Source organism: Phyllobacterium sp. 22229 (assembly GCF_052056495.1).
Classification (GTDB): Bacteria; Pseudomonadota; Alphaproteobacteria; order Rhizobiales; family Rhizobiaceae; genus Phyllobacterium; species Phyllobacterium myrsinacearum.
In genome coordinates, this window is record NZ_JBQEPA010000009.1 from 191,654 (window position 1) to 205,257 (window position 13,604).

The following is a 13,604-nucleotide window of genomic DNA, read 5'->3' on the forward strand; positions in this document are numbered from 1 at the left end:
CGCGGTCCTGCCTCATTCAGGAGTGCCGCCGGTATCCTCCGGCAACACCCTGGGGTGAAAGGACCGTCTGCCAAAGCTGGATTTGGCGCGCGCGGAAGCACCCGGCCATGCACAGCAGATAGTAACGCCACATGCGGTAGAAGCGCTCGCCATATTTGGATGCGAATTGCGGCCATGCGGCTTCGAACCGCGCATGCCACGCCAGCAGTGTCTTGTCGTAATCGGCGCCAAAATTATGCACGTCCTCGATGACGAAGCGGCCATCCACGCTGGTTGAAATTTCTGCCAGGGACGGCAGTTCACCATTGGGGAAGATATACCGGTCGAACCATGGATCGATCATGTTCCGGGTGCGCTTTCGCCCGATCGTGTGCAGCAGGAACAATCCGTCATCCGACAGACTGCGCCTGCAGGCGTCAAAGAAGGCGGTGTAGTTCTTGTGCCCGACATGCTCAAACATGCCGATCGAGGAAATCCGGTCGAATTTCTCAAGTCCCTCGACGTTGAAGGAACGGTAGTCTGCGAGGCGGAACTCGACGGGCAGGCCTTTCAATGTCCGTTGTGCAAACTCCGCCTGCTCCTTGGAAATGGTCAGACCGACGCAGGAGACGCCATAATTTTCGGCGGCAAACTGCATCAGGCTGCCCCAGCCACAGCCGACATCCAGAAGACGCATGCCCGGTTGAAGGCCGAGCTTGCGGCAAACGAGATCGAGCTTTGCACTCTGGGCATCGTCGAGATTGCCGGCGTCTTTCCAGTAACCGCAGGAATAGGTCATGCGGCGGTCAAGCATTGCGGAAAACAGGTCATTGCCGACATCGTAGTGCTCTTTGCCCACCTGCCAGGAGCGCCTGCTGTTCTGCAGGTTGAGCAAGCGTGCGCGCAGCGTCTGCAACACGTCCTTGGCCGTCACATGTTCGGTCAGATTGGCGCGGAATATGCGGTCGAAGAACTGATCCAGCGCTGCACATTCCCACCAGCCATCCATGTAGCTTTCGCCGAGGCCCAGACTGCCTTGCGCCAGAATGCGGGTCGGGGCTCTCGGATCCTTGATCTGGATGTCCCAGGGCGCATCGCCATTGACGCGGATACCGGCACGGCCAAGGAGATTACTCAATGTACCGAGTGCTGAAGACTTTCTGCCGCCAGCCGGTGCCGGTTGTGGTTTGGCTTCTTTCTTCGATGCGTCGTCAAAATCCACGTCCATGGTTGCTCCAGCGCTGGTGCTTCAAGTGTGCCGTTTGGATCGAAAACTGATTTGGCCATATGAGCAGAAAGGACGACGCAATGTCAAAACTTGTTCAGGCGGGCAGCCGCGCTCCGCAACCGGTTAAGCGGAACCAGCATTTCTGATCGGCCATTTCGGCAGCTGGATGCAGGTATAGGGCAAGGTGCTCAGATCCGTAGTGACGGTTCCTTCCGCCGCTGCATAGATCACCGCGCTGGCGATGGGTTCGAACGCATCGCGGAAATGCTGGGTCGACTTGACCACGACGATTCGTTTTTTTGCCAGGTCGCAGCCTATATTGGTGAAAAGATCGGGGTGGATTGCCTGCGCCCGCACCGTGGTCAGGAGAACCTCGACACCGCCGCAATCGACCAGGGCGCAATCACCCATCTGATAGGGTGTTCCGCCGAGGCTGCTGGTCATCAGATTGCGTTTCAGCCCGATGACGCGGCACGTGGCATCCACGGGGTTGCCGGACCCTGGTCCGACCTTGCCGCCAATGCGCAGGGGCAGCACCGCGCCGTGTCCGGCGGCAAAGGCAAACTGCACGGCGACCGGATCCCAGACGGGACCTATCACGGCGTTGCCGGTCCTGCGGTCAACCATGCGGCGGAGGAAAAAGGTGGAATCGCTGGCTGCGCCGCCGCCGGCATTATCAGCGACGTCCGCGATCACGACGGTACCACCCGGCGCTGCCAGCGCCAGATCGAGCGCTTCATCGATATCGGGCATGGGCGGGACGAAGGATTCACGCATCGCATAGAGTTTGCCGGCCAGATCCCGCGCCAGGTTTCGTGCGGCATCCGGGTCATTGTCGGTATAAACCACCACGCGGGTTCCCATGTCAGGAACATCGGCCCAGGGAAAGCCTTGTGCAATCGATACGGACAGCACCTTGTCCTGCTTTTCCAGGGCTCGCACATGTTTTGTCAGCGACAGTCCCGGTTCCGTGGTCGTGCGGATGAGTGACACCATGCCGGTGTCGGCAAGGGCTGGCGTTGGCCTGATCTCTCCCTTGGCGATCCTGGCGCAGAGATCGACCAGTTCGACCGCGCATTCATAGATGTCGGTGTGTGGATATTCCTTGAACGTGAGGAGAACATCGACATTTTCGATCATCGCCGATGTCATATGGCAGTGAGGATCGAGCTCCACGCCGACAACCGTATCGGGTCCAACCAGGGCGCGGACGCGCGCGAGAATATCGCCTTCGCAGTCGTCATAGCCTTCGGCCACCATGGCACCGTGCAAGAGCAGGCACACCATGTCCACCGGCATGGCGGCACGCAGGTCGTCCAGAAGCTCGTCCCGCAGCTTTTCATAGACATGGCGGATGGTGCGGCCGCCCGGCTGCGCAAAGGCTGTCACGCCTTCGAACAACGCCCAGCCTTCCCGGCGCCCGCGCTCGCGCAGTGCCCACAGGGGCCCGCTGCACAGGGTCATGTGATCGGGATGTTTGCCGGCGGGATAATATTCGCCCTTTTCGACAAAGGCGGCCAGATCCGTCGGGATTGGAGAAAATGTATTGGTTTCCGTGGCCAGTACCGCACTGAATACGCGCATGACGTTTTTCCTCCCGGTTGGGTTAAAATGGTGGCTTGGACATGTCCGCAAGACAGCCGCGAACGGTGGCCGGATCAAAGATGGCGGCTTCGCCAATGAGAACCAGGCGGCAACCCGGCTGGCTTTGCGACAGCCGGGTGAGCGAGGCGCGGCGGCCGACCATCTGCAGAAGAAAACTGTTTCCCGGCTTTTCGACAAAATTCACGATGCCCTTGGCGCGGATCAGCATCGGCGACAGTGCCTGGATGACCGCCTGAAAGGCGCCGGCATGGATGGCTTCCTCCGATTGCCACTCGACCGCGGCGAAGCGCGACGCGTCGACGGGCATGCCATCGCCGTGCGAGCCTGCCGGAGCGAACAGCGGCCGGTTGGTGACGAATAGTGCGTCGATCGGCATCGTCTCCTCGCCGGTATCAAAAATCATCGCCTTGTTCTGAGCACCGAGATTTGCCCGCAAACCGGATATTTCGCCCGGGGCGAGGCCCGCGGTCTTGGCAAGCGCGATGAAGTCCGCAGCCGCAACCTGTGCACGCCAGAGGTCATCCTGCCTGCGCTGGGGATTGCTGGCGACTTCGTCGGCGTCAACAACCGCAACGACCGCATCCAGCCGCACGGCATCGCGCAGGATCGGGTCCATCAGCGCTTCGGTGATGCCGCGCGGATCGGCAACGCCGCTGGCCTCGATCAGGATATGGTCGGGACGGACCGGCCGGGAAAGGACAAGCTTGAGCGTGCGCAGCAGATCGCCTTGCAGCGTGCAGCAGATGCACCCGTTCTGCAGGCCCACAACGCTGTCGGCACTCCCGGCAATGAGGTCGGCATCGATGTTGATGGCGCCGAAATCATTGACGATGGCGCTGATGCGGCGGTTCTGTGCCTGCGCCAGCAAGGTGTTGATGAGCGTTGTCTTGCCGGCACCGAGAAAGCCGGTGACAACCAGGACCGGGATGCTCACCGGTCACCCCGCCGGATGGCGCGGCCGGGTGCTGCATTCAGATCGAGGATACCGTTCGAAATAACCGGCTGGCCATTGACCAGAACATGGCGCATGCCATCCGAGGGGAGGTTCATTCGGGCGAATGTCGCCCTGTCTGCAACCTGTTCCAGATCGAATATCACGATGTCGGCATCGCAGCCTGCCTGCAACCGGCCTTTGCGCCGGAACAGCGGCGCGCAGGGCTCGACAATCCGCGCGGGGATGAGCGAGCATTTGGCGATGGCCTCACCGAGAGGCAGCATCTGGCGCTCGTGCACCCATTGCCGCAGGAAGCGGGTGAAGGTGCCGGAAGAGCGGGGATGCGAGGTCTTGTCGTCACCGAGCGGCCATTCATCGCCTTCATAGAGCCCGCCGTCCGGCTGTGTCCACGGCATGGCGTCCGAGGCAATGGCGCCTCCGGGATAGAGCACGGAAATATCCAGAAGCGCGCGGTCGGCAGCATTGTCTTCGGTGTCGAGGAAATGCCACAGCACAAGCGCCGACGGATCCGCCTCCCGCGATGCCAGCAGGTCGTCGATGTCGCGCAGGCGGCGATGGGTCGTCACCAGTTCGATGGCGTCGTAGCCCGTGCCGGTGCGTTGCGAAAAGGCCGGATCGGCAAAGAATCCGGCGCTGACAATCGTCGAACCGGTGCCGTAGGGATAGGCCTCGGTGGTGATCTTCAGTCCCTGCGCCTGGGCTTTGGCGATGAGTTTTGCCGCGCGGTCGACGTCCTGGAGGCTGGTCGAGTTCAGGTGGCAGATGTGCATGTGGGCGCCGGTGGCCGCGGCGAGGCCGATCAGGTTGACATAGGCCTCGATCGAACTTTTGGGATCGATGTTCGACATCTGCGCGATGTGCGTATAGGTCGGCGTATCGGTTTCGGCGGCAAGATCGCAGATCAGGCTCATCTCCTTTGCGCCTGCGCCGGGCGCGTAGCCGTTGGGGATGCCGATCCCCAGGCCGCCTTCCTCGATTCCCTGCCGGGTGAGGGCGACGATCCTGTTCGCTTCCGCCTCGTTTGCCGCCTGAACCGACCATCGCGGATCGTCCGCACCACGCCCCATGACGGTCAGGGACGCCTCGCCATCCTGCAGTTCGAGGCCGATCATCACGGCCTTGCGCGCAAAAATCCACGCGGATGCGGTGCCATAGTTGAGTACGCGGCGCACCTGCGCCTGCCGCTTGTACCAGGCGCCGACCGGCAGGGCGCCAACCTCCAGTTCCAGCGCGGTGGTCACCCCGTCAAAGGCCTGCATCCGGTCGGCGGGTACCGACTGGCCGTGGGCGTGAATGTCGATGAAGCCGGGTGCAACAACAAGGCCTGTGGCATCGATGACCTGCCGCGCTGCGCCCAGATCATGCCCCACGGCAACGATGCGGTCGCCGGCAATGGCCACGTCCGCAACCGTATCAAATCCGGTTTCCGGATCGATCACGCGGCCGCCGCGGATCAGGATATCAAGCATGCATGGCTCCTTCTGCCGCCCGGCGCTTTTTGCCGGGAACCGCCTCGATCAGGCGGCGGGTGTAGCTGGATTGCGGGTTGCGGAAAATCTGTCCGGTCGGTCCGACTTCTTCCAATATGCCATGGTTGAGAACACCGACGCGCTGGCAGAGATGATCGACGACCGAGAGGTCGTGCGAGATGAACAGCATCGCCAAACCCTGCTCGGTACAGATCGAGCGCAGCAGCTGCAGGATTTGCGCCTGGCTTGAGACATCAAGCGCCGATACGGGCTCGTCGGCAATCAGCAGCTTGGGCTTTGACGCCAGCGCCCTTGCTATGGCGATGCGCTGACGCTGCCCGCCGGAAAACTGGTGCGGAAAGCGATTGATCCAGCCGGAATGCAGGCCGACCTGTTCCATCAGCTCGGCAGCGCGGCGGGTCAGGGCTGATCCCGTCAGGTCCGTATAGGATTTGAGCGGTTCGGCCAAAAGGTCACGCACGCGCCATCGCGGGTCAAGCGATGCATAGGGGCTTTGAAAGATCATCTGCACATCGCGCCGCTTTTCCCGCAATGCCTTTCCCCTGAGCGCCAGCCAATCCGTTCCATCGAATGTCACCGACCCGGCACTGGGCTGGGACAGCCGTGCGATGATGCGGCCGATGGTTGATTTGCCCGAGCCGCTTTCGCCAACGAGACCAAAGGCTTCGCCGCGGCTGATCTGGAAGTTGACATTGTTGACGGCAATGAGTTGCCTTGGCTTGGCGAAGAACCCTGCCGACAGGGCGAAGCTGCGGATGAGACCTTTGACTTCGAGGAGAATATCGTCAGCCATGGGGTGCTCCTGTGTTCATGTGCCCCGAGCCGAAGCCCGGCCGGGCCTTCAGGAGGATTTGCGTGTAGGCGTGTTGCGGGTTCATCAGCACGTCATCCACCGGGCCTGCCTCGACAACAACGCCGTCCTTCATGACCACGACATCCCGGCAGACATCACTGACCACGTCGAGATCATGGCTGACAAGGATCAGCGCCGTTCCCTGTTCGCGGCAGAGAGTCTGCATAAGCTCGAGAATCTGTGCCTGCACGGTCACGTCGAGCGCGGTGGTCGGTTCATCCGCGATCAGGAGGCTGGGCTTCAACGCAATGGCCGCGGCGATCACCACCCGCTGGCGCATGCCGCCGGAGAGCTGGTGCGGATAGCTGTCGATCCGGCGCCCGGCATCCTTGATGCCGACCCGTTCCAGCAGTTCCAGGCAGGCCGCGCGAATGGCGCGCCGCGACATTTCCGGCCGATGCCAGCGGAAAACCTCGCCGATCTGATCGCCGATGCGCATGACCGGGTTGAGGGTTGCCATGGCGTCCTGAAACACCATGGCGATGCGGTCGCCGCGCAGTTGCCGCCACGCGCTGCGCGAAAGCGTCAGCATATCGCGTCCCTCGAAGGTGATGGTGCCGCCGAGAACCGCCTTGGAGGCATCGGTCAGGCCCATCAGGGCGAAGCCGACCGATGATTTGCCTGACCCGCTTTCACCGACGACGCCAAGGACAGAACCGGCACTGATGGAAAAGCTGACGCCATCGACGGCGCGGATAAGCCCGGTGCGGCTGGGATAGTCGACCGTCAGATTGCCGACGGACAGAAGGGGAGATGCCGCCACCATCACATCCTCTCCAGTCGCGGGTCGAAATAATCGCGCAGGAAATCACCGAAGAGGTTGATGCCGACGGAGGAAATCAGCACCGCAATTCCCGGCGCGATGACGATCCATGGCTGGTCGTAGAGAAAGTCGCGTCCTTCCGCGATCATCACGCCCCAGGAGGCTGTGGGCGGTTGAACGCCGAGGCCCAGGAACGAGAGCGACGCCTCGGAAATGATCACCAGCGCTATGTCGAGCGTGGCCATGACCAGCACCGCCGGCAGCACATTGGGCAGGACATGGGTTGCAATGATGCGCAGCTGCGAAACGCCCATGGTGATGGCCGCATCGACATAATCGAGCTTGCGGATGCGCATGGTTTCGCTGCGCACGATGCGGGCAAAGTTGATCCAGAGCGCAAAGGACAGGGCCATGACCAGGGTTGCGAATCCCGGCCCGAGAACCGCCATGAAGATCAGCGCCAAAAGGAGAAACGGGAAGGCGAGCTGAAAATCGACGGCCCGCATGATCAATGTATCGATCCACCCGCCGAAATAGCCGGCCAATGCGCCCAGCGCCGAGCCGATGACCAGCGCGATCGAGACCACGATCAAGGCCACCTGCACCGAAATCTGCGCGCCCATGATCGTGCGGCTGAAGATATCGCGGCCCATATTGTCGCCGCCAAGCAGGTTGCGGGTGCTGCCTCCCGCCTGCCAGGCTGTCGGGGCGTATCGCCATTCGATCACCTGCTGGGCGTGGTCATAGGGCACGATCTGCCGCGCGAAGAGTGCACAGGCGACAACCAGCATGATCAGGAACAGGCCTGTCAGTCCCTTGGCGCTGCGCCCGAGGCTGGAGAGGAAGCTGCGTTCCTGCTTGGCGGCGGGTTCGGTACCCTGCGTGCCGATGGGAATGGTTGCGATGTCAGTCATCACGCACCCTTGGATCGATGAAGCGATAGAGAATGTCGACGGTCAGGTTCAGGACGATGAACAGGACGGCCGAGACGAGAACGACGGCCTGGATGATCGGATAGTCGCGCACATGGATGGAATCGACCGCAAGCCGCCCGATGCCGGGCCATGCGAACACGGTCTCGATCACCACCGTTCCGGACAACAGCGCACCCATCTGCAGCCCGGCCAGGGTGACCACCGGAAGCAAGGCGTTGCGCAAGGCATGGCGCAGCACGATCCGCAGGCGCGGGACGCCCTTCGCTGTGGCGAAGGTGATGAAATCCTGTTGCAGGACTTCCAGCATCGCCGAGCGGATCACCCGGGCATTGACGGCAATGAGCACGAAGGAGAGCGAGATGGCAGGCAGGATGAAATAGCGGAACGCGTTCCAGAAAACCGAGAATTTTCCCTCAACAACGGCCTTTCCCACGGCCAGAAGCGCCGAACCCCGATAGCCGGATGCCGGAAGCCAGCGCAGTTCGATGGAAAACCAGAGGATCATCAGCACCGCCAGGAGGAATCCCGGTGTCGATACGCCGAGCACCGCAATGAACGTGCCGGTGTAGTCAAGCCAGCTGCCGCGTTTGAGTGCCGTGGCAATGCCAAGCGGAATGGCGAAGATGAACGCCAGCACAAGTGCCCAGAAGGCAAGTTCGGCGGTGGCCGGCAGCCGCTCCGCAATCAGCCTGGTCACCGGCACGCCCTGGCGGATGGATGTGCCCATGTCACCCTGCACGGCATGGCCGAGATAGCTGGCAAACTGCTCGGGAATGGAGCGCGTGAGCCCCATCCGTTCGCGCAGGCGATCCATGTCAGCAACGCTCATGCCCGGATTTCCCGCCGCGATCACGTCCACCGGATCACCGGGAACCAGCTTCACCAGCGACGAAACGACGAGGACGACACCCAGAATGATGACACATGCGTAGAAGAACCGTGAAACGAGCAGCTTCAGCATCGATCCGCGCCGTTCATTCACTGATACCGAGCAGATCGGGACGCAACTCTCCGGCGGTGTTCATGCGTGCATCGACGACATCTTTCGAAACCACGGCAAAGTTGAGCGGCTCGAACAGCGGTTTCCAATAGGCTTCCGTGACGACGAAAGCCTGGATCTTGTCCAGGATATCCTGGCGGGCTGCGGTATCCGCCGTTACGCGCTGCCGGGCGATCATGGCGTCAAGGTCCGCATTCTCGTGGAATGCCCGGTTGAGCGAGCCCTTGCTGTGCAGGAAGGGGTAAACCACGTCAGCCTCGCCATAGGCATATGTGCTGATCACCATGTCCTGTTCGCCCTTGGAGGTCACGGCGGACCATTGGGCGATGGGCATGGTCTCAATGGCGACGTCGACACCGATATCACGCAACTGTGCCTGAACAACTTCGGCGGTGCGCCGGATGATGGGATTATCGGATGTGACCAGCTTGACCTTCAGACCAGGCGCAATCCCCGCCTCGGCGAGAAGCGCCTTGCCTTTCGCAGGATCGTAGGCATAGCCCAGCTCGGCAGTCTTGGGCGAATATCCCACAATGGAACTGGCGATGGGCGATGTCGCGGCCACGGCCAATCCGTCAAGGGCAAAGGCGATCAGCCGCTTCTGGTCGATGGCATGGCAGAAGGCGCGGCGGACAACGGGATTGTTGAACGGGGGCCGCTTCTGGTTGAACACCAGCGCGCGCATCAGCTGCGCCGGCCGTTCTATGAGCGTGGCATCGGGATTGTTGCGCAGGCGCCTGATGCCATCCAGCGGGACGGAGTTGCCGGTATAGATGGCGTTGATTTCGCCGGTTTCAAAAGCGGCCATGCGTGTCGCGTCTTCCGGATAATGGAAGAACTCGACCGCATCGATGCGGGCAGGGGCTGCGATGGGCGCATAATCATCATTGCGCTCCAGCCGCATGCCGCGATCGGTCGACCAGGAAACGAGGCGGAACGGTCCTGCTCCGACGGGGCGACGGCCATACTGGTCTCCGTCCGCTTCCACGGCCTTGCGGGAAATGGGGGCGGCATATCCAATCGTGAGCCCTTCCCAGACCGGAATGAACGGTTCGGTAAAATGATAGGCGACCTGCAGGGGATCGATCACTTCGGCCCGTTCAAGCGGACCGAGGACAAACACGCTTGACGAGGCGGTCTTGGGGTCGAGGTGGCGGGCAACCGTCCACGCCACGGCCTCGGCATCACAGGGCGAGCCGTCATGAAATTTCACGCCGGGTTTCAGCTTGAAGGTGAGGGTCCTGTTTTCATTGCTGAACTGCCAGCTTTCGGCAAAGGCGGGGATCACTTCGCCCTCAAAACCGCGCCGCGCCAGCGGCTCGTAGATCAGGTCCATGGTCGTCGAGGAGACCGACAGCGTCGTCTTGTGCGGATCGAGCGTATCGGGCTCCTCCGCGCGGCCGACCCGCAACGTTCCGCCGGTTTGCGCCGCCCCGGCATTGCTGCCGGGCAGCCCGAGACCGGCGGTCATGCCAAGCGCTGCAGCGCCTGTCAGGAAGGTCCGTCGTGAAAGCACGCTGCGCCGCAGATAATCCCGCGTCAGCAAGTCGAATTCCTGGGGAGACATTTTCCGTAGGGACATGGGTAGCCTCGCTGATGGGATCAGATTTTTGTAAAAGCCAGTTTCCTGATGCGATCGGAATTGAACTCAAATCCCGATCCGGTCACGGTCAGTGTCGCCGTCCACGGCAGGCCCGGACGCATATCGGCGCCGGGCTGCAGCAGGAACCACAGGTCCTTGTCGGCCGCGACAAGGGGGGCGTTCAATGCGCCGAGGTCGGAGCGCATGCGGAATTCGCCCGTGCTGTCATCGCCGGTGATCTCCACGTCGAAACCCTGCGTGCTGTTGCGGTACTTTCCTGCAAGCGGCCTTGCCGCCCTGGCTGCCGGTTGCATGGGGGCGAAAACACGCGGCATGCCGCAGAATGTGCCGTCGATCTTGCCGTCCGTGCGCGGTACAAGCACCAGATCGGTGATACCCCGTTCGGGCTTGGGCCCATGGGCTGCGCCGAAGTCAAAGGTGCCGCCGCCGCCGGCATTGAGGAATGTTGCAACACCATTGGTGTCGACGATTTCGAAGACATCGGATCCGCCTTCCTGCCGGTAGCGTCCCGGCGCAAAGGTGACGGGTTTTGGCGTTTCGTTGCCGAAATAGATGTCGGCAATTCTGCGCGCAACGCTGAATGGCGCGATCTGGTCGTGGTTGGCGATGATCACGATGCCGAGGCCGTCATCGACGAAGCGGGTCGATTCCGATTTGCCGCCGGCAACCGTTCCGCCATGCCCCACCACCCGGCGGCCGCGATAAACGTCGGAAACAAGGCCGAGGCCGTAGGCGCCGGTTGCGCCGTTGTCGAATGTCCATCGGGTGGACATGCGCTCATACATGGCGGGTGTGCCGACTTTCGGCGCAAACAGGTTCTGCTGCCACACCACCATGTCGTCAAGTGTCGAAATCATGCCGCCTTCGCCGCCCAGATCAAGGCCCCAGCCGAGATTGGCAAAGCCATCCGGGCGCAGGGTGTAGTGCGCGGCCAGCCGTTTCATCGCGGCGTTGTCACGGATCAAGAGCGAGGTGTCATCCATGCCCAGCGGCCCGGTGATCCGCCTGCGCAGGGACTCATTGAACGAGGTGCCGTCGAGTTCCTCGACAATCTCCGAAAGCATGAAGAAACCGGCATTGGAATAGAGCATGGCGCTGCCGGGTTTGAAATTCAGCGCGTCCTGACGGGCGATCACGTCGCGCCCGGTCTGACGGGTGGAGGGCGCAAAGATCGACAGGCCGCCAAAGATCATGCTCTCGAGATGATCGCGGTATCCGCTGGTATTGGCACACAGATGGGCGAGGGTAACCGGATGTTCGAGCACCGGAACATAGGGCAGATATTTCTGCACCGCGTCGGCGAGGTTCAGTTTCCCCTCGGCCTCCAGCATGAGGATCATCAGCACGGTGAACTGTTTGGTCTGAGATCCAATACGCAGGATGGTCTTGCGGTTCATGGCGACGTCATCATTGATATTGGCCAGGCCATAGGCATTGGCGAACACCTCCTGGCCGTGCTCCGTCACCGCGACGACGGCACCTGGCGAACCGGGTTTTTGAAAATCCTGAAACAGCGCATCTATCCGCTTGGCGAAATCCGCCGGCATCTTGCTCATACAGGTCACTCCCTACCTTATGATTGTTTGCGCAAGCGCGGGCGAAGACCGCGCTCGATGATGGCAAGAGGGAATATCGAAAGGCTCCGGCGCACCGCCATGGATGGCGCACCGGGCAGGTGTCAGATGGTGGAAGTCCGACAAAATGTGGAGCCCATCAGAAGACGCGATCGCGCTGCTGATGTTCTGCTTGTCCTTGTGTTCCCTTTTTATATGGGGTGAGGCTAGAAAGTTCGTTTCAAGGTGTCAAGTTATTTTCTTATACACTAAAAAAATTGCCTATATGCTAATTTCATCTTTGCCGCCGCGGCGCCGACAGCATGGGTCAGAGGGCGGAATTGCCCTCAATGCATGGGTGTCTCGGGATTGGGAGAGGCGAACCGCGATCCGCTATTTTCAGGCGACTTCGACCCGGTTGCGTCCGCTGGTTTTGGCGCGATAGAGCGCCTTGTCGGCGGCTTTCAGCAACGCTTCCATGCTGGTGTGCTGTCCGTTGAGGCTGGCGACGCCGGCGCTGACCGTGACGCTGACGCTCTCAAGCTCCGTGGAAAAACTTGCAAGCTCGATTTCGCTGCGCACCCGCTCGGCGAGTTGATTGGCAACGTTTTGCGGCGTGTTCGTCAGCAGCAGGACGATTTCCTCGCCGCCATAGCGGACAACGACGTCGGTGATGCGGACATTCCTGCGGATGATGGCCGCGACATCCGCCAGCACCATATCGCCGGTGTCATGGCCCCAGCGGTCATTGATGGCCTTGAAATGGTCGATGTCGATCATGACCAGCGAGCAGTGGGCCGCCTTGGATTTGTTGTCGTTCATGGCCCGAAGCGCTGCGCGGTCAAAAGCGCGGCGGTTCTGCAGCTTGGTCAGCGGGTCCACCCAGGCTTCATGCTCCAGGGCCCGCATGATCCGCAGGCGGGATTTTTCCCGTTCGAGAAAATCCGAAAGAATGACGACATTGGCGATGTTGGCAACGACGACGGCAACGAGCGGAAAGCCGATGATCGTGGCAATGATGTCGTGCGGCAGCAGGCTGATGGAGACGAGCGATAGCGATGCGAGGAGGCCGGTCACAACAGAACGTGTCAATCCGATGGGAAGCTTGCGCACGGGGATAAGCGCAACCCCGAATCCTATGGTGCAAATGAGGACAATCGAAATCAGTCCCGGTACCACCCCGACGCCGCCAAGCCAGATCCGGTATGCTGCCATGAGCAGCGCGGCAACGATTGTGCCGACCGGGCCGCCATAGGGATAGGCAATGGCAAGCAGCGCCGTCCGCCCGTCAAAGATGACGCCCGGCGCGATGACAACCGGGTCGTTCATGGACAAGATGCCGCCGAGCGCCAGCAGGACACCGACGGCTGCGCCCTTTTTCCACCCCTTCGAAAAGGTGCGGATGACGATGGAATAGCTGAGAATGACAAGCGCCGTCAGGCCAAGAATACGAACAACACCCGTCAATAATATGCTGTAGTCCATGTGGCCCTCTTGGCGTTTCCGTATCAAACCTGGCCGCGGTCAATGACAGGCATATCAGATCAGCGAAGACAGAATGTGGCAAGCGCCAGCCTGTCACATTTTGTCACTGTCTTCACTTGCCGTGTATAGGTTGAGAAAAGGTCAATTCGGCGTGC

11 protein-coding genes are annotated in these 13,604 nt (G+C 61.2%); all 11 read right to left on the reverse strand.

The window, feature by feature from the left end:
• Window positions 1-16: 16 nt before the first annotated feature.
• A complete protein-coding gene (gene cfa / locus ACTJJ7_RS13305) occupies window positions 17-1,207 on the reverse strand; it encodes a cyclopropane fatty acyl phospholipid synthase (RefSeq protein ID WP_440967406.1) in 1,191 nt (396 codons plus the stop codon).
• Between the two features lie 123 nt (window positions 1,208-1,330).
• A complete protein-coding gene (locus tag ACTJJ7_RS13310; protein ID WP_440967407.1) occupies window positions 1,331-2,791 on the reverse strand; it encodes a M81 family metallopeptidase in 1,461 nt (486 codons plus the stop codon).
• Between the two features lie 22 nt (window positions 2,792-2,813).
• Window positions 2,814-3,746: a CobW family GTP-binding protein gene (locus ACTJJ7_RS13315; RefSeq protein ID WP_440967409.1), complete on the reverse strand. Its 933-nt coding sequence runs from the start codon at window positions 3,744-3,746 to the stop codon at window positions 2,814-2,816.
• Window positions 3,743-5,236, reverse strand: coding sequence for an amidohydrolase family protein (locus ACTJJ7_RS13320; RefSeq protein WP_440967410.1), 1,494 nt, complete (start codon window positions 5,234-5,236; stop codon window positions 3,743-3,745). The genes ACTJJ7_RS13315 and ACTJJ7_RS13320 overlap by 4 nt, the downstream gene beginning before the upstream one ends.
• Window positions 5,229-6,050, reverse strand: a complete 822-nt coding sequence (locus ACTJJ7_RS13325; protein WP_440967412.1) for an ATP-binding cassette domain-containing protein — start codon at window positions 6,048-6,050, stop codon at window positions 5,229-5,231. The genes ACTJJ7_RS13320 and ACTJJ7_RS13325 overlap by 8 nt, the downstream gene beginning before the upstream one ends.
• Window positions 6,043-6,876 carry an ABC transporter ATP-binding protein gene (locus tag ACTJJ7_RS13330; RefSeq protein ID WP_245421051.1) on the reverse strand — a complete coding sequence of 278 codons (834 nt, stop codon included), beginning with the start codon at window positions 6,874-6,876 and terminating at the stop codon, window positions 6,043-6,045. The genes ACTJJ7_RS13325 and ACTJJ7_RS13330 overlap by 8 nt, the downstream gene beginning before the upstream one ends.
• On the reverse strand, window positions 6,876-7,787 hold the full coding sequence (locus ACTJJ7_RS13335) for an ABC transporter permease (protein WP_130271642.1): 912 nt from the start codon (window positions 7,785-7,787) through the stop codon (window positions 6,876-6,878). Before ACTJJ7_RS13335 ends, ACTJJ7_RS13330 begins: the two co-directional genes overlap by 1 nt.
• Window positions 7,780-8,769: an ABC transporter permease gene (locus ACTJJ7_RS13340; RefSeq protein WP_440967415.1), complete on the reverse strand. Its 990-nt coding sequence runs from the start codon at window positions 8,767-8,769 to the stop codon at window positions 7,780-7,782. The genes ACTJJ7_RS13335 and ACTJJ7_RS13340 overlap by 8 nt, the downstream gene beginning before the upstream one ends.
• Window positions 8,770-8,782: 13 nt before the next feature.
• The gene (locus tag ACTJJ7_RS13345) at window positions 8,783-10,390 is read right to left on the reverse strand and encodes an ABC transporter substrate-binding protein (RefSeq protein ID WP_440967416.1); all 1,608 of its coding nucleotides are present in this window, start codon (window positions 10,388-10,390) and stop codon (window positions 8,783-8,785) included.
• A gap of 20 nt (window positions 10,391-10,410) precedes the next feature.
• Complete coding sequence (locus tag ACTJJ7_RS13350; protein WP_440967418.1) at window positions 10,411-11,967, reverse strand: serine hydrolase domain-containing protein; 1,557 nt, start codon at window positions 11,965-11,967, stop codon at window positions 10,411-10,413.
• A 396-nt stretch (window positions 11,968-12,363) separates the two neighbouring features.
• On the reverse strand, window positions 12,364-13,449 hold the full coding sequence (locus tag ACTJJ7_RS13355; protein ID WP_440967420.1) for a diguanylate cyclase: 1,086 nt from the start codon (window positions 13,447-13,449) through the stop codon (window positions 12,364-12,366).
• Between the last annotated feature and the right edge of the window lie 155 nt (window positions 13,450-13,604).